This is a genomic window from Aeromonas sp. 61P (genome assembly GCF_051919545.1).
Classification (GTDB): Bacteria; Pseudomonadota; Gammaproteobacteria; order Enterobacterales; family Aeromonadaceae; genus Aeromonas; species Aeromonas veronii.
Map to the genome: position 1 here is coordinate 3633068 of NZ_JBQBEL010000001.1, position 20978 is coordinate 3654045.

Genomic DNA, 20978 nt, shown 5'->3' on the forward strand with positions numbered 1-20978 from the left:
ATATTGAAAAACCGGCCAAATTTGGCCGGTTTCTGTTTTTATGCGCTGGTGCTGTCTCTATTAACCCAGACGAACCCGTGCGTTGCGGAACATCCGCATCCAGGCGCCGTCCTCGCCCCAGTTGTCGGGGTGCCAGGAGTTGGCCACGGTGCGGAACACCCGCTCCGGGTGCGGCATCATGATGGTGGCACGGCCATCGGTAGTGGTCACGGCGGTGATACCGTTCGGTGAGCCATTCGGGTTGGCCGGGTACTGTTCGGTCACGCTGCCGCGGTTATCGACAAAGCGCAGCCCTACCAGACCGCTCTGCTGCAGTGCGTTCAGGTGAGCGGCATCACGCACCTCGACACGCCCTTCCCCGTGGGAAACGGCAATCGGCATCACCGAGCCTGCCATGCCGGCGAAGAAGGCCGACGGGGACTCCTGCACTTCCACCAGGCTGAAGCGCGCCTCGAAGCGCTCGGAGCGGTTGCGCACAAAGCGCGGCCACAGATCGGCGCCCGGGATGAGATCCCGCAGGTTGGACATCATCTGGCAACCGTTGCAGACACCCAGAGAGAGGGTATCGCCACGCTCGAAGAAGCGCTGGAACTGCTCGCGGGCGTTGTCATTAAACAGGATGGACTTGGCCCAGCCTTCACCGGCCCCCAACACGTCACCGTAGGAGAAGCCGCCACAGGCCACCAGGGTCTGGAACTCCTCCAGCTTGATGCGACCGGAGAGAATGTCGCTCATGTGCACGTCCACTGCCGCGAAACCGGCACGATCGAACGCCGCCGCCATCTCCACATGGGAGTTGACTCCCTGCTCGCGCAGCACCGCCAGACGGGGGGATACCCCACGGGCGATATAGGGAGCAGCCACATCCTCGGACGGGTTGTAAGTCAGCTTGGCATGCAGACCCGGATCGGTGGCGTCCTGACGGGCCGCGTGCTCACTGTCGGCGCACGCCGGGTTGTCGCGCAGGCGCTGCATCTGCCAGCTGGTCTCGCCCCAGATGGTGCGAAGAGCGGTACGGCTGGCACGATAGACCTCCTGACCGCCCCGCTGCAAGGTGATGAGATCCCCTTCGCGCACGGTACCGAGCACATGGGAGCAGGCTGCCAGACCGTGACCGGCCAGCAGAGTCATCACCGCCTCTTTATCTTCACGACGCACCTGAATGACGGCGCCCAGCTCTTCGTTGAACAGCGCCGGCAGCAGCTCGCCGCCGATGCGATCGAGCTGGATGTCGAGGCCGCAGTGGCCGGCAAACGCCATTTCGGTCAGGGTGACGAACAGGCCACCGTCGGAGCGGTCGTGGTAGGCGATCAGTTTGCGATCGGCCACCAGCGCCTGAATGGCGTTGAAGAAGCCCTTGAGCTGGACCGGATTGTCGAGATCCGGCGCCTTGTCACCCAGCTGGCGATAGACCTGCGCCAGCGCCGAGGCGCCGAGGCGCTGCTTGCCATTGCCAAGGTCGATGAGGATAAGGTCGGTTTCACCGAGATCGGTACGCAGTTGCGGAGTAACCGTGTTGCGCACATCCTCGACCCGGGCAAAAGCGGAGATGAGCAGGGAGAGCGGCGAGGTGACGCTGTGCTCCTTGCCATCCTGCTGCCAGCGGGTCTTCATGGACATGGAGTCCTTGCCCACCGGAATGGTGATGCCAAGGGCCGGGCAGAGCTCCTCACCTACCGCTTTGACCGCCTCATAGAGACCGGCATCTTCACCCGGGTGACCGGCAGCGGCCATCCAGTTGGCGGAGAGCTTGACCCGCTTGAGGGAACCGATGTGGGCCGGTGCCAGGTTGGTGAGCGCTTCCGCTACCGCCATGCGAGCGGAGGCGGCGTGGGAGAGCAGCGCCACCGGGGTACGCTCGCCCATGGACATGGCTTCGCCGTGATAGCTGTCGTAGGTGGCAGCGGTGACGGCGCAATCGGCCACCGGGATCTGCCAGGGGCCAACCATCTGGTCGCGATTGACCAGACCGGTCACGCTGCGATCGCCGATGGTGATAAGGAAGGACTTCTCCGCCACGGTCGGCAGACGCAGAACCCGCTCGGCCGCGTCACTCAAAGTGATGCCATCTAGCTGGAGCGCTTTGCCCTGTGCTGGGAGGCTCACCACGTCACGGTGCATCTTGGGCGCCTTGCCCAGCAGCACGTCCAGCGGCAGATCGATGGGCTGATTGTCAAAGTGGCTGTCAGAGAGGGTCAGATGCTTCTCTTCGGTCGCGGTGCCGATCACGGCATAAGGGGCGCGCTCGCGCTCGCACAGGGCCTTGAACAGCGGCAGCTTGTCCTGCGCTACCGCCAGCACGTAACGCTCCTGGGATTCGTTGCACCAGATCTCCAGCGGGCTCATGCCCGGCTCGTCGCTCTGAATGGCGCGCAAATCGAAACGACCACCCCGCTCACCGTCGTTGACCAGCTCCGGCATGGCGTTGGAGAGACCGCCCGCCCCCACATCATGGATAAAGACGATAGGGTTGTCGTCACCCAGCTGCCAGCAGCGATCGATCACCTCCTGGCAACGGCGCTCCATCTCGGGGTTGTCACGCTGCACCGAGGCAAAGTCGAGATCTTCGGCTGACTGGCCGGAGGCCATGGAGGATGCAGCACCACCGCCCAGACCGATGTTCATCGCCGGGCCACCCAGCACAATCAGTGCCGCGCCGACCGGGATCTCCCCTTTCTGGACATGTTCGGTGCGGATGTTGCCGATGCCGCCTGCCAGCATGATGGGCTTGTGGTAGCCACGCACCTCGACGCCGTTGTGGCTCGGCACCTCCTCTTCGAAGGTACGGAAGTAGCCGAGAATGGCCGGACGGCCGAACTCGTTGTTAAACGCGGCGCCGCCGAGCGGCCCCTCCTGCATGATGTCGAAGGCACTGACGATACGGCTCGGCTTGCCGAAATCCTGCTCCCAGGGCTGCTCGAAGCCTGGAATGCGCAGGTTGGAGACGGAGAAACCGACCAGACCCGCCTTGGGCTTGGCACCGCGACCGGTGGCTCCCTCGTCGCGGATTTCGCCGCCGGAGCCGGTGGCTGCGCCCGGGAACGGGGAGATGGCGGTCGGGTGGTTGTGGGTCTCCACCTTCATCAGGATGTCGACCTGTTCCTGGTGATACTGGTATTCGCCGTTGGCCGGGCTCGGGAAGAAGCGGCCCCCCTGGCTCCCTTCCATCACGGCGGCGTTGTCTTTATAGGCAGAGAGGACATGATCCGGCGTCTGTTCGAAGGTGTTTTTGATCATCTTGAACAGCGACTTGGGCTGCTGTTCGCCATCGATGGTCCAGTCGGCATTGAAGATCTTGTGACGGCAGTGTTCGGAGTTCGCCTGGGCGAACATGTAGAGCTCGATGTCGTTGGGGTTGCGACCCAACTTGGTGAAGTTCTCCACCAGATAGTCGATTTCGTCGTCGGCCAGCGCCAGACCGAGCGCCACGTTGGCTTCGGCCAGGGCTGCGCGACCACCGCCCAGCACATCCACCTGGGTGAAGGGGCGCGGCTCGTGGTGAGCAAACAGGGCGGCAGCTTCGCTCATCTCGGCAAACACCACTTCCATCATCCGATCATGGAGCACGGCGGCAATGGCGCTGCGCTGGGCGGCACTCAGCTCACCCTGCCCCTTGATGGTCAGGTAGTAGGCAATACCACGCTCCAGCCGCTTGACCTGTTTCAGGCCGCAGTTGTGGGCGATGTCGGTTGCTTTGGAAGACCAGGGGGAGATAGTGCCGGGGCGGGGGGTAACAAGAAACAGCTGACCGCTGGGGGTGTGTTCGGGGATGGTCGGGCCGTAGCGCAAGAGCTGGCCCAAGGTCGCTCGCTCGGGGGGAGAGAGGGGGCTTGTCAGCTCGGCAAAGTGCACATACTCGGCATAGACATCCTCTATCTCTACTCCGCTTTCTACTCCACTCTCATTTCTCATCTGTGCGAAGCGTTGCAGCAGTTTTTGGACACGAAAATCAGACAGTGCTGGGGCACCACGCAAGATATCCATATGACCTTTCTCACCAAGTTTTAAAGTGGGGGGGAATTGAGACGCGCGTATTATAGGGATCTGGCTCACAGCGGACAAACGTTTTTCTCACTTCGTGCAGTGTGACTCTGCGCACACTCTCTGGTATAAAGGTGCCTCTTTTTTGACAAATGCCGATTTTTTCAACAAAGGTACTCACCTACTTGCGCTGCATTTTTCGACTGTTTATCGGGCTGTTGTTGACGCTGACACTGGTTGGCTGCGACTTCTATAGCCCCTCCAGCCAGCTGGAGCAGATCCGCCAGCGAGGCGAGATCCGGGTTGGCACCATCTATGGTCCCACCTCCTATTACCAGCGTGACGACCTCGCCCAGGGATTCGATTACGAGCTGGCGCAAAATTATGCCGACTGGTTGGGGGTGAAACTCACCATCATCCCGGTCGACACCACTGACCAACTGGTCACCCTGCTGAAAAAGGGCAAACTCGATCTGGCGGCTGCCGCCATCATGGTCACCCCCGAGCGACGCGAGCTGTTTCGCTTCGGCCCGGGCTTCTACCAGGTCTCCCCCAAACTGGTCTACCGCAACGGCAAACCCAAGCCGGCCTCATTGAACGATATCAAGGGCAAGCTGGTGGTGGCCGCCGGCTCCACTGGTGAAGATCTGCTCAAAGAGATGAGCAAAGAGAATCCGAAACTAGCCTGGAGCACCAGCGACAACGCCGATGTGGAGGAGCTGCTCAAACAGGTGGTGGATGGCAAGATTGACTACACGGTGGTGCAGGATACCGTGCTGGCCCGTACCCAGCGCTACTACCCAGAGCTCACCGAGGGGCTGACCCTGGCCCAGAAGCAAACCGTTGCCTGGGCCATGAGCAAGCTGCCCGATGACAGCCTCTATGCCAGCGTGATCGACTTCTTCGGTCAGCGCTTTATGGATGGTGCCATTGCCAAGCTGGACGAGAAGTACTTCGGCCACGTGCAGAACTTCGACTTTGTCGATACCCGCACCTTCCTCAAGCGCGCCAAGAGCCTGCTGCCCAAGTACCAGCCGCTGTTCCAGACTCACGCCAAGAATATCGACTGGCGTCTGCTCGCCGCCATCAGCTATCAGGAGTCTCACTGGGACCCGCAGGCCCGCTCCTACACCGGCGTGCGCGGCATGATGATGCTGACCGAGCCCACCGCCAAGGCGATGGGAGTCAACGACCGGCTTCATCCGGAAGAGAGCATCAAAGGTGGCTCCCTCTATCTGCAACAGATGATGGAGAAGGTGCCGGATTCGGTGCCCGATGACGAGAAGGTGTGGTTTGCCCTCACCGCCTACAACATCGGTTACGGCCACATGATGGATGCCCGCCGCCTGACCAAAGAGCTCGGCAAGAATCCCGACGCCTGGAGCGACGTGAAAGAGGTGCTGCCGCTGCTGCAACAGGCGCGCTGGCACCGCAAGGTACGTTACGGCTATGCCCGTGGCAGCGAGGCGCGCAACTATGTCAACAACGTGCGCCAGTATTACCAGAGTCTGCTCTGGCTCGACAACGAGCAACAGAAGGCACATCAGCGGGAGAGTCTCGACAACGACAGCGAGCCCGAGCTGGCCGAGCGCCCCACCGCCATCGCCGAAGTGGTCAATCAGATCACCATGCGCTAACCAGCCATTATTCGGCTGTTTTCACACAAACTTCTCTGTTACCATCGATTCACATCGGAGCCTATCCGAAATCGCATTGTTTTCATTATGTTGAGAGATTAAATAACAGCAATTTCGGATGGGCTCCATCAATGACCCAAGGCCTGGATGGCCACCTGAGTTGGGAGGAGACCAAGATGCAAAAACGTAGAAAAATCAGTCTGGTCAGAAAAGCGAAGTGCAGCTGGAGCCCCAGACGCAAACTCAAGCTTAATGACATCAAGCGCAACCTGTGGCGCAGAAATCGATCCTATACCCTGCTTATTGCAGAGCACACAGCATAAACCCGGCATTCGCCGGGTTTTTTTATCTTCTTTCTCACCTGATTATCGTCTTACACCAGCGCCGCCTTGAACTGTACCGTCCGCTTGGAGATCAGCGAGTTGCAGTGGTTGCAGAAGTAATCCACCGCGCCGCACGCCTTGAGACGCTCCAGCTCCTGCTGGCAGGTGGGGCAGATGGCAGTAACGCGAACAGGGGCCTGGCACTGGCCACAGGTTTGCTCCTTGCTGCGGGTATCCAGTTCAGCCTGGCATGATGGACAAAGCAGGGCTTCCATAATCAACTCCTCGAAAAGTGGATCTGCCATGGTCTTGTTCCATGGCAGATCCCCCTCCCCTTATTCCTCACCTTAACATGGCGAGGATAACAAAGCGGCTGCCGGTGAGGGCAGCCGCAAGGACTTATTTCTTCTTCATCTTCAGCAGGCGTTTGCGCTGACGTTCCTGACTCAGGGTCATGGTGTTCTTCTTCCCTTCAAACGGGTTGACCGACTCCTGGAACTCGACCCTGATCGGCGAGCCCATGATCTTGAGGGACTTGCGGAAGTAGTTGATCAGATACCGCTTGTAGGAGTCCGGCAAGTCGTTCAGCTGGTTGCCGTGGATCACGATACGCGGCGGGTTGTAGCCACCGGCGTGGGCATACTTGAGCTTGACGCGGCGACCATTGACCATCGGCGGCTGGTGATCTTCCTGCGCCATCTGCATGATGCGGGTCAGCATGGCCGTGCTGGTACGACGGGTGGCGGACTGGTAAGCCTCCTGAATGGATTCAAAGAGATGGCCGACACCGCTGCCGTGCAGGGCGGAGATGAAGTGAACGCGGGCGAAGTCGATGAAGCCCAAGCGACGATCCAGCTCGTTCTTCACATCCTCTTTCACCTTCTGATCCAGACCATCCCACTTGTTCACCACCAGCACCACGGAGCGACCGGCGTGGAGCACATAGCCAAGGATGCTCAAGTCCTGATCGGTGATGGTCTCCTGGGCGTCGATCACCAGCAGGCAAACGTTGGCATCTTCGATAGCTTTCAGGGTCTTGATAACGGAGAACTTCTCCACCGTCTCGTGCACCTTGCCACGACGACGCACACCGGCTGTGTCGATAACCACATACTTCTGCTCATCACGCTCCATCGGAATGTAAACAGAGTCACGGGTGGTGCCGGGCATGTCATAGACGATGACCCGATCTTCACCCAGCATGCGGTTGGTCAGGGTAGATTTACCGACGTTGGGACGGCCAACGATGGCGAACTTGATGGGCAGGTCGGCGAACGGGGTCTCCTTGGTGTCCTCTTTGGTATCGAGTTCACCGGCAGCCACCATGCGCAGCAGGGCTTCTTCGTCGAAGTCCTCCTCTTCCTCATCCTGCGCATCTTCATCGGTAGCGGAGTCGACCAGGGTCTCCAGATGGGGAGCCAGGGCCAGTTCCAGCAGGCTCAGCACGCCACGACCGTGTGCGGCCGCGATCTGGTAGACCTCACCCAGCGCCAGACCGTAGAACTCGGAGACCGCGGAATCACCGTCGATACCGTCGGTCTTGTTGGCCACCAGAAATACCTTTTTGTGGGCCTTGCGCAGGTGCTCGGCGATGGCTTGATCCGCCGCGGTCAGACCGGCACGGGCATCCACCATGAACAGCACGACGTCCGCTTCTTCGATGGCCAGCAGGGATTGCTCGGCCATCTTCAGCTCGATCCCCTCTTCGGTGCCATCGATACCACCGGTATCGACCACGATAAATTCCAGCTCGCCCAACTTCGCCTGACCGTATTTACGGTCCCGGGTCAGACCGGGAAAATCGGCAACCAGGGCATCCCGAGTACGGGTCAAGCGGTTAAACAGGGTGGATTTCCCCACGTTGGGGCGGCCCACCAGGGCTACTACAGGAGTCATAAAAGCCTCATTCTCAAGACGACAAAGGCTCCGGGTCCGAAGACCAGGAGCCGGATATTCACATTATCGGACGATCAAGGACGCTTGAGGGCGTACAACTTGCCGTCACGGCTCTGCACATACAGGGTCTCGCCATCCACCAGCGGGGCGGCATAGAGACCACTGCTATCGAGCTGCTGCATCGCCTTGATGGTACCGTCGGTACGATCAAGCCAATACAGGTATCCTTCCACATCACCCACCACCACATAGTCACCGAAGATGACAGGTGCAGTGACGGTACGATTTTCCAGCTGGGTGTTGGACCACAGCTCCAGACCGTTGCGACGGTCGATGGCAAACAGGTGGCTGCGACTATCGGTCAGCACGATGGCATTGCCGGTCATCGCCAGATCGCGATAGCCGGAATACTTGCGCTTCCACACTTCATCGCCGGTCATCAGCTTGCGCGCCATCAGCTGACCGTTGTAGGCGATGGCGTAGAGCTCATCACCGGCAATCAGCGGGCTGGCATCGACGTCAACCATACGGTCCAGCTCGGTGGCACCGCGCGGATCAGCCACCTTGGACTGGCGCACCGGCTGGCCGTTGCTCAGCAGGGCGATGCCCACCTTGCCATCGGCACGACCGTAAATCACGGCGCCGTTGGTGATCACCGGTGCACCGGCACTGCGCAGGGTCAGTGGCGGCTGCTCTTCGGAGAGCGACCACTGCATCTTGCCTTCATCGGTATCGAGCGCAATCAAGCGACCGGAGGTGGTCAGCACTACCACGCGGCCATCTTCCACCGCGGGGCTTGCCACCACTTCGCCGGGCACATTGGTCTGCCACAGCACTTCACCATTCTCTTCGTTCAGGGCGTAGACCACCCCGTTCTCGGAGCCGAGGAACAGCTTGCCGTAACGGGAGACCAGACCACCGGAGAGGCGTGCGCTGCGCTTGTCGGCGTTGACCGGCAGGTCGGCCAGATCGACAGTCCAGAGGCGATCGCCACTGGCACGGTCAAAGGCGCTGACATCGCCGTCGCGGGCCGCCGCATAGATACGATCCTCTTCCACCACCGGCTTGAGCTGGGAGTAGAAGTCACCGATGCCATCACCCACAGTAGATGACCATGCGGTGTCGGCAGTGAAGGCAGATTCAACCTTGGGCAGCGGCGCCATCGGGTTGAGATCCTCTTCGGAACTGAACAGGGAGCAACCCTGCAGAGCGAAGGAGACCGCAGCCCCCAGCGCCACCATCTTGAATAGATTACGCATCCGGTGCCTCACCAGTCGCAACGGCCGGCAGGGCCAGATCGTCCATTTTCAGCTTGAGCTCGGCGCTACCCTGCAGGCCGCCGGCATCCGCCGCCGCCTGATAGGCATCACGAGCCTCTTCGGTCTTGCCCTGCTTTTGCAGCACATCGCCACGGGCTTCGGCTACCTGCGCCTTGAAGGCGTCATTCTGGATGGTCGCCAGCTTGGCCAGCGCTTCATCTGCCTTGCCCTGATCATTCAGCACACGGGCCAGACGCAGCGCCGCGATGGGGCGAATGCTCTCGTCACCTGTGGTGGCCACCAGATCCAGCTGCTCGACAGCCAGATCCAGCTTGCCCACCTTGACGGCAGCGGCAGCCAGTTGCAACGCGGCCAGTTCACCGTAGGAGTCACCCTTGTTGGCAGTGACAAACTGCTGTGCCTGCTCGAAACCGGCGGTATCGCCCTTGGCCAGCTGCTCAATCACCTGGTTGTAAGAGTGGGAGGATGCCTCCATGGTCTCTTGCTGGTGCTGGTTGTAATAGCGCCAGCCGAACAGACCGACCAGACCGATCACGGTCCCGGCAATCACCGAGGTTCCGTTCTCTTTCCACCACTCCTTGATAACCTCAACCTGTTGTTCTTCGGTGGTATAGACTTCCACAGCTTACTCTCCTTTGGCTGCCAGCAGGGCAATGGCGGCGTCAACCTTGACGGTCTGTTGCTCGGCCTGACCACGCAGATATTTGATAGTGATCTCCCCGTTTTGCACCTCGGTCTCACCAAGGATCAGGGCGATTGCCGCGCCGCTCTTGTCGGCACGTTTGAGTTGTTTCTTGAAGTTGCCACCACCGCAGTGGCTCATCAGGCGCAGGTCCGGCAGGGCATCGCGCAGACGCTCGGCCAGCTGGAAGCCAGCCTGTTCGGTCCCCTCGCCCACCATCGCCAGATAAACATCCACCGCCGGGCGGATATCGGCGTTGAGCTCGAGGGTCTCCAGCATCAGCACCAGACGCTCCATGCCCATGGCAAAGCCTACGGCCGGGGTCGGTTGACCGCCCAGCTGCTCTACCAGACCATCGTAGCGGCCACCGGCACAGACGGTGCCCTGGGCACCCAGACTGCTGGTGACCCACTCGAACACGGTCAGGTTGTAGTAGTCAAGACCACGCACCAGACGCTCGTTCACTTCGTATTTGATACCGGCAGACTCGAGCAGGCGCTTGAGCCCCTCGAAGTGGGCCAGGCTCTCTTCGCCCAGATGGTCGAACAGACGCGGGGCACCCGCCAAAATGGCCTGTACCTTTTCATCCTTGGAGTCGAGCACCCGCAGCGGGTTGCTGTACATGCGGCGCTGGCTCTCTTCGTCGAGCTGCTCCTTGTACTGCTCCAGATAGGCCACCAGCGCATCGCGGTAAGCGGCACGCTCGGCGCTCTGACCCAAGGTGTTGAGCTGCAGGGTGACATGCTCGCTGATGCCAAACAGACGCCACAGACGGTGGGTCAGCATGATCAGCTCGGCGTCAATGTCCGGCCCGTTGATGCCAAACAGTTCGACACCGAACTGGTGGAACTGGCGGTAACGGCCCTTCTGGGGACGCTCGTGACGGAACATGGGGCCCATGTACCACATCCGGCGTTCCTGGTTGTAGAGCAGACCGTGTTCGATACCGGCACGGACGCAGCTGGCGGTCCCTTCCGGACGCAGGCTCAGGCTGTCGCCGTTGCGATCTTCAAAGGTGTACATCTCTTTTTCGACCACGTCGGTCACTTCACCGATGGCGCGCTTGAACAGATGAGTCTGCTCGACAATCGGCATGCGCACTTCGCTGTAGCCATAGCTGGCAACGACCTGGCGCAGGATCTGTTCAACCTTCTGCCATACCGGGCTCTGCTCCGGCAGGCAATCATTCATACCGCGAATAGCTTGGATCTGTTTTGCCACGTTGATACTCGAGAAAAAGAGGTAAAATTTGGCCGCATTATAGGGATTTTCCCCCCCAAGGTAAAATCAGGGAATCCGGATGCGGGATTTAAAATCAGTCACCTGGAAAAAGGGCCACCCAATGTGGCCCTGTTTCGCTCACTCCTTGTCCATCGGGATCCGGTTGGCGGGATCCAGCATGGCGGCGCGGGCGCGAATGCGGCGCTCCAAAGTTGGAATGAGATCCTTGTTGTCGAGCCGATCGACCCGCTGGCCCCCTTCATAGAAGGCACTCTTGTTGGCGGCACCCGCCAGACCAAGATCGGAGACGAGTGCTTCGCCCGGGCCATTCACCACGCAACCGATGATGGAGACATCCATCGGGGTGATGATATCTTCGAGCCGCTCTTCCAGCGCATTGACGGTGGCGATCACATCGAACTCCTGCCGTGAGCAGGATGGGCAAGCGATAAAGTTGATGCCACGGGAGCGAATACGCAGGGATTTGAGGATATCGAAACCGACCTTCACCTCCTCCACAGGATCCGCCGCCAGCGAGATACGCAGGGTATCGCCGATGCCGTCGGTGAGCAGCATGCCCAGACCGATGGCAGACTTCACCGCGCCGGCACGGAAACCGCCCGCTTCGGTGATGCCAAGGTGCAGCGGCTGCTCGATCTGCTTGGCCAGCAGGCGATAGGCACCGACTGCCAGGAACACATCAGAGGCCTTGACACTCACCTTGAAGTCCTGGAAATCGAGGCGATCGAGGTAGTCCACGTGACGCATGGCGGACTCCACCAGCGCTTCGGGGGTCGGCTCGCCGTACTTCTCCTGAATATCTTTCTCCAGCGACCCGCCATTGACCCCGATACGGATCGGGATATTGAGGTCGCGCGCGCAATCGACCACCGAGCGCACCCGCTGCTCGTTGCCGATGTTGCCCGGGTTGATACGCAGGCAGTCGGCACCGTACTCGGCCACTTTCAAGGCGATGCGATAGTCGAAGTGGATATCGGCGACGATGGGGATGCGGGTCTGCTGTTTGATGAGCCGGAAGGCTTCCGCCGCCTCCATGGTGGGCACGGAGACACGGACGATATCGGCACCGACCCGCTCGATCCGCTGGATCTGCTCGATGGTGGCGGCGACATCTGTGGTCTTGGTGTTGGTCATGGTCTGCACGGTAATGGGGGCATCGCCCCCAACCGGTACATTACCAACCATGATCTGTCTGGATTTACGACGAATGATGGGTGATTCGTGAGAAGACATGGGAAACAGATTACTCCTGCGGCAGTGAGAAGCGGGCTGTACGACCGTTGTTGTAACGGCTCATATCAAACGACTGCCCCTTGTAGTCAAGCTTGACGGCCATGGGCGCGCCAATGATGAACTTCAGGGGCTCGGCGCCTTCCAGCACCAACTCGTCGTTGGCCTTCTTCAGACCACTGAACAGGGTCTTGCCGTTGGCATCCTTCACATCCAGCCAGCAATCGGCGGTGAAGCTCATCTTCAGTTGCGGCGCAGTCGCCGGATCAACGACAGCCTCTTCAGATTCAGTGCCATTGGCACCGGATACTGCAGCATCGGTTGCAGTGCCAACAGCCGCACTGACATCGGTCGGGGCAACAGCCGCAGAAGCAGGCGCCAGGGTAGCAGACGCATCAGAGACCACTACAGGGGCAGCCACATCCGTGGCGGCCGGTGCGATGGCTGCGCCTTCCACCGGGGCGGTGTTGATCGCATCGGGCGGCGTGATAGCAGGTTCAGCCGGAGTCGAACTGGTTGCACTCATCTCGGTGGCTGCCAGCGCTTCATCACCGGCGGAGCGGCGTGAAGTACTCTGCCACCACCAGGCGACCGAGAGCGCAATCAACACCAGGATCACCAGCCAGGTCACCACCTTGAGCCGACTGTCGTTGGCTTGCTGGCGGGAGCGACGGGAGAAGCTCTGCATGTCGATATTGTCGGGAGGAGTCAGACCCAGCTTGTCGTAAGCGGCCAGAATGGTCTCATCGGGGATCCCGACCAGCTTGGCATAGGTACGCAGATAGCCCCGAATAAAGGTATGGGAGGTGTGCTTGTCGTAGGTATCCGATTCGATAGCGGCGATCAGGGTCAGACGAAGGTGAATGCGGGACGCAACTTGTTCTCGTGTCCAGCCAAGCTGTTCACGGGCGTTGCGCAGCAATTGGCCTGGGCCTACTGCCTGGGAGTCGTCTTGGAAATCGTGTTGCTGTTCAATAGTCATTGGCTAAATAACGCTTGGCTTGTTGCGAAGTGGGATATTGCCTTACCAGCTCAGTCCCGAATTGGTGAAGTAATGCCGGCTTGTCCATCGCCTGTGCCAGCCGAAGTCTCAACCAGAGACTCTCCTCGTTCTCGTCTGACACATCGGCAAAACGGGCGAGGTAGGATTGCACATCAGGCAGCTTGCCATCTTTCATGGAAAGCTCGGCCAAGTCCAGCAATAACCCTGGATTGCGGGGATTATACCCCAAGGCCAGGCGATAGTACTCGCCTGCTTTATCATTTCTGCGATTTTGCAGCGCACAAAGTGCCGCATTTTCATAGGTATCGGCAATTTTTACGTAACCTGGCTGAATAACAGCCTGGTTGAACGCCTGATCTGCCTCGGCATACCTGCCGCGATCACAGAGGAAGGCACCATAGTTGTTCATTGCGTCAGCATTGGACGGATCCATGGCAAGGGCGTTCTTGTAATGGGTCTCGGCTGCCTTGAAATCTCCTACCTTCTGGTAAAAGTAGGCAAAACCGATCTGGATCTGGGGGTTGGAGGGGTCATACTGGAGGGCGCGGTCAAGATTGAACTTGGCCTGCTCGGCATTGCCCTGACGCAGGTACTGGATACCCAGGTCAAGGCGGGTTTGGGCAGCCGCCTTGAGGTCAGGACCCACTTCACGCTGGGTCGAGTTCTGGCCAGCGTAAGTGGTCTCGGTCACACAGCCTGGCAGCGCGCAGAGCGCTGCCACTACGATCAATGTACGTGTATCCATTCCCTGTCTATACAATGGCTTAGCATTTAAACCATTTTGACGGAAATCCCATCCTGTTGCATCCGATTTTTGATAGTTCGCTTGGTACGGTCAATCACGTCACCCACCAGCTGACCACAGGCGGCATCGATGTCATCACCACGGGTCTTGCGGACAATCACGGTGAAACCGTACTCCATCAGCACCTTGGAGAAGCGATCGATACGGCTGTTGCTCGGCTTGCCGTAAGGGTTGCCCGGGAAGGGGTTGAACGGGATCAGGTTGATCTTGCTCGGAGTGTCCTTGAGCACCTTGGCCAGCTCGTGAGCATGCTGCATATCGTCATTGATATGATCGAGCAGCACATACTCGACGGTCACCCGACCACCGTTGGCATTGGATTTGGCCAGGTAACGACGGACACCGGCGAGGAACTCCTCGATGTTGTACTTGTCGTTGATCGGCATGATCTCTGAACGCAACTTGTCGTTCGGAGCGTGCAGGGAGATAGCCAGCGCCACGTCGATCTGGTCACCCAGCTTGTCCAGCGCAGGTACCACGCCAGAGGTGGAGATGGTCACCCGGCGCTTGGAGATGCCAAAGCCGTAGTCATCCATCATCAGACGCATGGCAGGCACCACGTTGGCGAGGTTGAGCAGCGGCTCGCCCATCCCCATCATCACCACGTTGGTGATGGGACGCTTGCCACCGACCACGCGGGCCGCACGCCACACCTGACCGATGATCTCGGAGACTTTCAGATTGCGGTTGAAGCCTTGTTGAGCCGTGGAGCAGAACTTGCACTCCAGCGCACAGCCAACTTGAGAGGAGACGCAGAGGGTCGCGCGGTCATCTTCCGGGATGTAGACGGTCTCTACCTCCTGATCGCCCACCTGCAGAGCCCACTTGATGGTGCCATCGGCAGAGCGCTGCTCGCGGCTGATCTCGGGCGCCTTGATCTCGGCGATCGCCTTGAGGCGCTCTTTGAGCACCTTGTTGACGTTGGTCATCTGATCGAAATCATCACACCCAAAGTGATAGATCCACTTCATGACCTGATCTGCCCGGAATGGCTTCTCGCCCAGTTCGACGAAAAAGGCACGCATGGCATCCCGATCAAGATCCAGCAGGTTGATTTTTGTTTCGCTCATCAATGGCCTCAGTTCAAACACTTCATCAATTATTGGCTGACGACGTCAGGGGGCGGCATTGTACAAATAATGGGTCTGGCTTTCCACCTGGAGAATAGAGGGATATTGCGTAAACGGCGAAAACAACAAAGGGAGCCGAGGCTCCCTTGGGTCATCATCAACAAAAATCAGCCGCGCGGGCAAATCTCGTTGTCAGAGAAGAAGTAGGCAATTTCGCGGGCAGCGGATGCCGGTGCATCGGAGCCATGTACTGCGTTGCGATCGATGCTCTCGGCATAACAGGCACGCAAGGTACCAGCCAGCGCCTCTTTCGGGTTGGTAGCACCCATGATCTCACGATTGCGACGGATGGCGTCTTCCCCTTCCAGCACCTGCACCATGACAGGGCCAGAGGTCATGAAGCTGACCAGATTGTCATAAAAAGGCTTGCCCTGATGCTCGGCATAGAAACCGGCAGCCTGTTCACTGCTCATGTGCAGCATTTTGGATGCCACCACTTTCAAGCCTGCGCTTTCGAAACGGCTATAGATGGCACCGATCAGGTTCTTGCTGACAGCATCCGGTTTGACGATAGAGAAGGTACGTTCGATGGCCATTGATATCTTTCCTTAACTACAGAGTTTTATTGTTAGAATCCATGTTCGCTGGCGATTATACGTAAACAAAAACCGGAAAAACACACAAACAAGCAACTTTTTATTAAACATCACTCCCTTGCAATCAACATCCACACTCATCTTGACCGAGCAGAGCCGGAAAATATGTGCGCTTGCGCACGATAGTTACCTTAAGCCGCCAAAACCCCATCTTTTGTTCACAATTCGAACAGCATGAAAAAGGCACCCGAAGGTGCCTTGTCTCGCCTATTTGGCTTCCGCCAGCAAGGCCCGCGCTATGGTGCGCATCCCCAGAGTATTAGCTCCCGGCGCCCAGAGGGCATCGCCGTTGTCACTGAAGCAGGCGGCCAGATCGATATGCAACCAGCCCATCCCTTCGTTGGCAACGAAACGGGAGAGGAAACCCGCAGCGTTGGAGGCGCCACCCGGCCCACCCCCCTTCACCGGACGGCTGTTGGCCGTGTCGGCGTAATGGGAAGGGCACTGCTGGCGGTGCCAGGGCTCCAGCGGCAGCGGCCAGGCAGGCTCATGCTCAGCATCGGCATAGGTCATTGCGCGGCTTACCAACCCTTTGTCGAGGCCGAACAGAGCATTGTAGCGCCCACCCAGCGCCATCACGGCTGCGCCGGTCAGGGTCGCGGCATCGATGATCAGCGGTGCGCCGGACTCGCTCGCCAGTTGCAAGCCATCGGCCAGTACCAGCCGCCCCTCGGCATCGGTATTCACAATCTCGACCGTGGTGCCGTTCTTGTAGGTGAGGATGTCGCCCAGCTTGTAGGCGTGGCCGGAGACCAGGTTCTCGGCGCAGCAGAGGATCAGCTTCACCCGCTTGTCGAGCCCGCGCAGCATAGCCAGCGCCAGCGCACCGGTGACAATCGCCGCGCCCCCCATGTCGCACTTCATGGTGAGCATCCCCTCGGAGCTCTTCATGGAGTAGCCGCCGGAGTCAAAGGTGATCCCCTTGCCCACCAGCGCTGCCGCCACCGGCGCCTTGGGGTCACGCCCCGGGTTGAAGTCGAGCTCCAGCAATACCGGTTCGCGCGCACTGCCGCGGCCCACCTGATAGAGGCCGACCCAGCCCGCCTGTTGCAGCGCTTCGCCTTTCAAAATGCGATGACTCACCTTGTCCGGCGCCAGCTCGGTAATAAAAGAGGCCGCTTCCACCGCCAGCTCCAGCGGGCCCAACTGCTCCGGGGTGGCATTGGTCATCTCGCGCACCCAGCGGCCGCAGAGCCAACGCGCTTCCAGCTCCTCTCTGTCCTCTTCCGAGGACATGGCCCACTGCAGTTGCACCTCCGCCTTGGGGGTTTGCAGCCCTTGGGCAAAAGCCCACTGCTGTTCACGCTCCCAGTGACCAGCCAAAGTCACTTTCTGGATCCCCTGCTGGCAGAGGCGACGGGCCGCCTGCTGGATATCGAGCAGAGGATTGGCCGTCACCAGATGGATCACCATGCCGTCGGCACGGTGAGAGAGCAGCGCCCCCTCCCCCCACTCGGCCGGTGCAAATTCACGACTCAGCCAGACATTCATGCGGTCACCTCCTGCAGCCAGCGGGCTATGGTACGCAGACCGTGACCCTTGGCGCCGGTCGCCCAGAGATCGTTGCCCGATTTCTGATAAGAGGCCGCCAGATCCAGGTGCACCCAGCCCTTGCCCTCATCGCGCACGAAGCGGGAAAGGAACGCTGCAGCCGTGGTGGCACCGGCCGTACCTTCGGCTGAGGCGACGTTGCCCAGATCGGCAAAGGCCGAGGTGAGCTGGCTGGCATGCCAGGGTTCCAGCGGCAGCGCCCACGCCTGTTCGTTTTCCACCTTGGCGGCGGCCAGCGCACGCAGCTGTTCGGTCTCATCGAGGGCAAACACCGCATTGTAGTCGCGGCCCAGCGCCATCTTGGCGGCGCCGGTCAGGGTGGCTGCGTCAAGGATATAAGCTGCACCGCTGTCGGAGGCCGCCATCAGGCCATCGGCCAGCACCAGACGACCTTCCGCATCGGTATTCTGGATCTCGACCGAGATGCCGTTCTTGTAGGTGAGGATGTCGCCCAGCTTGAAGGCGTGGCCGGAGACCAGGTTCTCGGCGCAGCAGAGAATGAGCTTCACCCGCTGGTTCAGACCGCGGCTGATAGCCAGCGCCAGCGCGCCAGTCACCATAGCCGCGCCGCCCATATCGGACTTCATCGGCAGCATGTTGTCAGAGGACTTCATGGAGTAGCCACCGGAATCAAAAGTGATCCCCTTGCCCACCAGCGCCGCCACCACGGGTGCATTGCGATCCCCGGTCGGGTTATAGTCGATCTCCAGCAGCACAGGCTCGCGCTCACTGCCACGGCCAACCGACCAGATCCCGATATGGCCGGACTCGCGCAGCGCTTCACCGGCGGTGATGCGGGCTGTAACCTGATCCCCGGCCAGACCACGAATGAGCAACAGGGCCGATTCCGCCAGACTCATGGGGTAGATCTCTTCCGGACAGCCATTGGTGATGTCACGTACCCAGCGAGCCGCCTTGAGCAGCGCATCCAGTTCACGGGCTTCCGCGTCGCTCTGCTGGCCGAAATCCAGTTCACGCGCACCCTTGGCGGCGTAGAACCCCTGGGCGAACGCGTAGCGACGCTCCAGATCCCACCCCTCACCAGCCAGCGTCACCCGCTTGATCCCGCTCGATTCGAGGCGACGGGCGGCGCGCTGAACGGTACGCAGAACATCCTTCTCCTGACCGGCGGCACCAAGATGGATCAGTGCCTCGTCGCCATTGAAACTGAGCTGGGCGCCCTCGCCCCAATAAGCGGCCGCAGCCTGGGTGGATAACGCTACCTTCATCATGTCAGCCATCGTGTTTGCTTCCTTTTTACTGGCACTATGTATAAGCACTCTTTATGGGAAAGAGCTTATTGGCAAAGAGAGAATAACGAATACAAAAAAGGCCGTGCCCCCGAGGGTCACGGCCTTCCACCATATCACTGAAGCACCACAGGATGCTGCACGTGCAATTCACTCATGTGTAATTAATGGCGTTCAGAGGCAAGGTTCAGGGTGTACTTGGGCAATTCCACCACCAGATCCTCGTCCGCCAGTTTTGCCTGGCAGCTGAGGCGCGATTCCGGCTCCAACCCCCACGCCTTGTCCAGCATGTCGTCTTCCAGCTCGTCACTTGGCTCGAGCGAGTCAAAGCCCTCGCGCACCACGCAGTGGCAGGTGGTGCAGGCACAGGATTTCTCGCAGGCGTGCTCGATTTCGATGCCGTTGCGCAGCGCCACATCCAGAATGGTCTCGCCGCTTTGCCCCTCGAGGGCGGCGCCATCCGGACAGAGTACGGGATGAGGAAGAATGATCAGTTTTGGCATATTACACCTTGTTGACGTTTTGTCCGGTCAGCACCTTGCGGATGGAGGCGTCCATCCGGCGGGCTGCAAACTCGCCACTGACAGCATCGGCTGCCTCAATGGCTTCTTTGATTTGATGGGTTGCGCCGCGTTGCGCATGGTCAGCAGATGGGCGATGGCGGCATCAATCTCGGCACGCTCGGCAGCATTGAGCAGGGCATCGCCATCGGCGGCCAGCGCCGCATTGAGACTCTCGACCACCCGGTCGGCTTCAACCTGCTGCTCGGCCAGCATGCGGGCATCCATATCCTGCTGGGCATTCTCGATGGAGGCACTCAGCATGTTGAGGATATCCTGCTCCGCTAGCCCGTAAGAGGGCTTGACCTGGATCTCGGCCTGCACGCCGGAGGATTTCTCCATGGCGCTGACCGAGAGCAGACCATCCGCATCCACCTGGAAGGTGACGCGAATATGGGCGGCGCCGGCTGCCATCGGCGGAATACCGGTCAGGGTAAAGCGGGCCAGGGAGCGGCAATCGGCCACCAACTCGCGTTCACCCTGTACCACGTGAATGGCCATAGCGGTCTGACCATCCTTGAAGGTGGTGAACTCCTGGGCGCGAGCCACCGGAATGGTGGTGTTGCGCGGGATCACCTTCTCGGCGAGGCCGCCCATGGTCTCCAGACCCAGCGACAAGGGGATAACGTCCAGCAGCAGCATCTCGGCATCGGGCTTGTTACCCACCAGAATATCGGCCTGGATGGCGGCGCCGATGGCGACAACTTTGTCCGGATCGATACTGGTCAGCGGCGTACGCTGGAAGAACTCGCCCACCAGTTCACGCACCAGAGGCACGCGGGTGGAGCCACCGACCATCACCACTTCCAGCACTTCTACCTGCTCAAGATCCGCATCGCGCAGGGCGCGGCGACAAGCCAGCAAGGTCCGTTTCACCAGCGGGGTGATGAGTTCATCAAACTGGCTACGGCTCACTGAGCCCTGCCAGCCAGCAAAGGTGCACGCCACCTGCTCGGCATCGGTCAAGCCGTGTTTGACGGCCGCAGCCACATCCAGCAGCTCGCGCTGCAGATGGGCATCCAGCTCGCCGGTCAAACCGGCTTGCTCCTTGATCCAGTCCGCCAGCAGGTGATCGAAATCATCGCCGCCGAGGGCCGAATCACCGCCGGTCGCCATCACTTCGAACACACCGCGATGCAGCCGCAGGATGGAGATATCGAAGGTGCCGCCCCCCAGATCGTAAACCGCAATCACCCCTTCCTGACCGGAGTCAAGGCCATAGGCAATCGCGGCCGCGGTCGGCTCGTTGAGCAAGCGCAATACGTGCAGACCTGCCAGACGGGCCGCATCCTTGGTGCCCTGACGCTGGGCATCATCGAAATAGGCGGGCACGGTAATGACCACGCCGTCGAGATCGCCACCCAGGGTCTGGGCGCCACGCTCGGCCAGCTTTTTGAGAATTTCGGCCGACACTTGGACCGGATTGACCAGCCCCTGACGGGTATGCAGTTGCGGCATGCCATTGTCGGCGGCAACAAACTGGTAAGGCTGCTGGCGGGTATCGATATCGGCCAGCGCCTTGCCCATCATCCGTTTGACCGAGACGATGGTGTTGTGAGGATCGAGTGCCGCTTCGCGCTTGGCATCAATTCCGACTCGAATGGCGTCGCTTTGATAATGCACCACTGACGGGAGCAGGTCGCGCCCTTGCTCATCGCAAAGGGTATCGGCGTGACCACTGCGAACCGCAGCGACGAGAGAATTGGTGGTGCCGAGATCGATGCCGACGGCACGTTTGTGCTGATGGGGAACAGCGCTCTGGCCGGGTTCGGCGATTTGCAGTAATGCCATGGGTAATGAAACTTCCAGCGT

At 59.9% G+C, this 20978-nt stretch carries 15 protein-coding genes and 1 pseudogene; 1 reads left to right on the forward strand and 15 read right to left on the reverse strand.

What is annotated here, in order from left to right:
* Window positions 1-60: 60 nt before the first annotated feature.
* Window positions 61-3984, reverse strand: coding sequence for a phosphoribosylformylglycinamidine synthase (purL, locus tag ACTG2O_RS17060; RefSeq protein WP_216962183.1), 3924 nt, complete (start codon window positions 3982-3984; stop codon window positions 61-63).
* A gap of 149 nt (window positions 3985-4133) precedes the next feature.
* Between purL and mltF the strand changes: the two genes are divergently transcribed.
* Complete coding sequence (mltF, locus tag ACTG2O_RS17065; RefSeq protein ID WP_005344877.1) at window positions 4134-5618, forward strand: membrane-bound lytic murein transglycosylase MltF; 1485 nt, start codon at window positions 4134-4136, stop codon at window positions 5616-5618.
* Between the two features lie 373 nt (window positions 5619-5991).
* Here the strand turns inward: mltF and ACTG2O_RS17070 are convergent, their stop codons facing one another.
* The 14 genes and pseudogenes from ACTG2O_RS17070 to hscA form a co-directional block, all read right to left on the reverse strand.
* Window positions 5992-6216: a zinc ribbon domain-containing protein gene (locus tag ACTG2O_RS17070; RefSeq protein ID WP_005344872.1), complete on the reverse strand. Its 225-nt coding sequence runs from the start codon at window positions 6214-6216 to the stop codon at window positions 5992-5994.
* Between the two features lie 124 nt (window positions 6217-6340).
* Complete coding sequence (der, locus tag ACTG2O_RS17075; RefSeq protein ID WP_005333794.1) at window positions 6341-7837, reverse strand: ribosome biogenesis GTPase Der; 1497 nt, start codon at window positions 7835-7837, stop codon at window positions 6341-6343.
* 74 nt (window positions 7838-7911) lie between these two features.
* Window positions 7912-9096 carry an outer membrane protein assembly factor BamB gene (bamB, locus tag ACTG2O_RS17080; protein WP_005333796.1) on the reverse strand — a complete coding sequence of 395 codons (1185 nt, stop codon included), beginning with the start codon at window positions 9094-9096 and terminating at the stop codon, window positions 7912-7914.
* A complete protein-coding gene (locus ACTG2O_RS17085; RefSeq protein ID WP_439976381.1) occupies window positions 9089-9739 on the reverse strand; it encodes a YfgM family protein in 651 nt (216 codons plus the stop codon). The genes bamB and ACTG2O_RS17085 overlap by 8 nt, the downstream gene beginning before the upstream one ends.
* A gap of 3 nt (window positions 9740-9742) precedes the next feature.
* Entirely contained in the window at window positions 9743-11020 is a 1278-nt protein-coding gene (hisS, locus tag ACTG2O_RS17090) for a histidine--tRNA ligase (protein WP_005351051.1), read from the reverse strand.
* Between the two features lie 138 nt (window positions 11021-11158).
* A complete protein-coding gene (gene ispG, locus ACTG2O_RS17095) occupies window positions 11159-12274 on the reverse strand; it encodes a flavodoxin-dependent (E)-4-hydroxy-3-methylbut-2-enyl-diphosphate synthase (RefSeq protein WP_005333801.1) in 1116 nt (371 codons plus the stop codon).
* A 10-nt stretch (window positions 12275-12284) separates the two neighbouring features.
* Window positions 12285-13253 (reverse strand): cytoskeleton protein RodZ, encoded by a 969-nt coding sequence (rodZ, locus tag ACTG2O_RS17100; protein WP_201946068.1) that lies wholly within the window; start codon window positions 13251-13253, stop codon window positions 12285-12287.
* The gene (gene tapF / locus ACTG2O_RS17105; RefSeq protein ID WP_085943024.1) at window positions 13243-14034 is read right to left on the reverse strand and encodes a PilW family type IVa pilus biogenesis/stability lipoprotein TapF; all 792 of its coding nucleotides are present in this window, start codon (window positions 14032-14034) and stop codon (window positions 13243-13245) included. The genes rodZ and tapF overlap by 11 nt, the downstream gene beginning before the upstream one ends.
* 11 nt (window positions 14035-14045) lie before the next feature.
* The gene (locus tag ACTG2O_RS17110) at window positions 14046-15149 is read right to left on the reverse strand and encodes a bifunctional tRNA (adenosine(37)-C2)-methyltransferase TrmG/ribosomal RNA large subunit methyltransferase RlmN (RefSeq protein WP_005344856.1); all 1104 of its coding nucleotides are present in this window, start codon (window positions 15147-15149) and stop codon (window positions 14046-14048) included.
* A gap of 167 nt (window positions 15150-15316) precedes the next feature.
* Entirely contained in the window at window positions 15317-15745 is a 429-nt protein-coding gene (gene ndk, locus ACTG2O_RS17115) for a nucleoside-diphosphate kinase (RefSeq protein ID WP_005333805.1), read from the reverse strand.
* Window positions 15746-16012: 267 nt separating this feature from the next.
* Window positions 16013-17296 (reverse strand): aminopeptidase PepB, encoded by a 1284-nt coding sequence (gene pepB / locus ACTG2O_RS17120; protein WP_005359802.1) that lies wholly within the window; start codon window positions 17294-17296, stop codon window positions 16013-16015.
* On the reverse strand, window positions 17293-18597 hold the full coding sequence (pepB, locus tag ACTG2O_RS17125) for an aminopeptidase PepB (RefSeq protein ID WP_439976382.1): 1305 nt from the start codon (window positions 18595-18597) through the stop codon (window positions 17293-17295). Before pepB (ACTG2O_RS17125) ends, pepB (ACTG2O_RS17120) begins: the two co-directional genes overlap by 4 nt.
* A gap of 173 nt (window positions 18598-18770) precedes the next feature.
* Entirely contained in the window at window positions 18771-19109 is a 339-nt protein-coding gene (gene fdx, locus ACTG2O_RS17130; RefSeq protein ID WP_005333808.1) for an ISC system 2Fe-2S type ferredoxin, read from the reverse strand.
* 1 nt (window position 19110) lies between these two features.
* Window positions 19111-20957: pseudogene (hscA, locus tag ACTG2O_RS17135) on the reverse strand (Fe-S protein assembly chaperone HscA).
* Window positions 20958-20978: the final 21 nt, after the last annotated feature.

Excerpts from the sequence above, each read along its gene's own strand:
- purL (WP_216962183.1), bottom strand. The coding sequence starts at position 3,984 with ATGGATATCTTGCGTGGTGCCCCAGCACTGTCTGATTTTCGTGTCCAA.
- mltF (WP_005344877.1), top strand. The coding sequence starts at position 4,134 with ATGCCGATTTTTTCAACAAAGGTACTCACCTACTTGCGCTGCATTTTT.
- ACTG2O_RS17070 (WP_005344872.1), bottom strand. The coding sequence starts at position 6,216 with ATGGAAGCCCTGCTTTGTCCATCATGCCAGGCTGAACTGGATACCCGC.
- der (WP_005333794.1), bottom strand. The coding sequence starts at position 7,837 with ATGACTCCTGTAGTAGCCCTGGTGGGCCGCCCCAACGTGGGGAAATCC.
- bamB (WP_005333796.1), bottom strand. The coding sequence starts at position 9,096 with ATGCGTAATCTATTCAAGATGGTGGCGCTGGGGGCTGCGGTCTCCTTC.
- ispG (WP_005333801.1), bottom strand. The coding sequence starts at position 12,274 with ATGTCTTCTCACGAATCACCCATCATTCGTCGTAAATCCAGACAGATC.
- rodZ (WP_201946068.1), bottom strand. The coding sequence starts at position 13,253 with ATGACTATTGAACAGCAACACGATTTCCAAGACGACTCCCAGGCAGTA.
- ACTG2O_RS17110 (WP_005344856.1), bottom strand. The coding sequence starts at position 15,149 with ATGAGCGAAACAAAAATCAACCTGCTGGATCTTGATCGGGATGCCATG.
- ndk (WP_005333805.1), bottom strand. The coding sequence starts at position 15,745 with ATGGCCATCGAACGTACCTTCTCTATCGTCAAACCGGATGCTGTCAGC.
- pepB (WP_005359802.1), bottom strand. The coding sequence starts at position 17,296 with ATGAATGTCTGGCTGAGTCGTGAATTTGCACCGGCCGAGTGGGGGGAG.
- pepB (WP_439976382.1), bottom strand. The coding sequence starts at position 18,597 with ATGGCTGACATGATGAAGGTAGCGTTATCCACCCAGGCTGCGGCCGCT.
- fdx (WP_005333808.1), bottom strand. The coding sequence starts at position 19,109 with ATGCCAAAACTGATCATTCTTCCTCATCCCGTACTCTGTCCGGATGGC.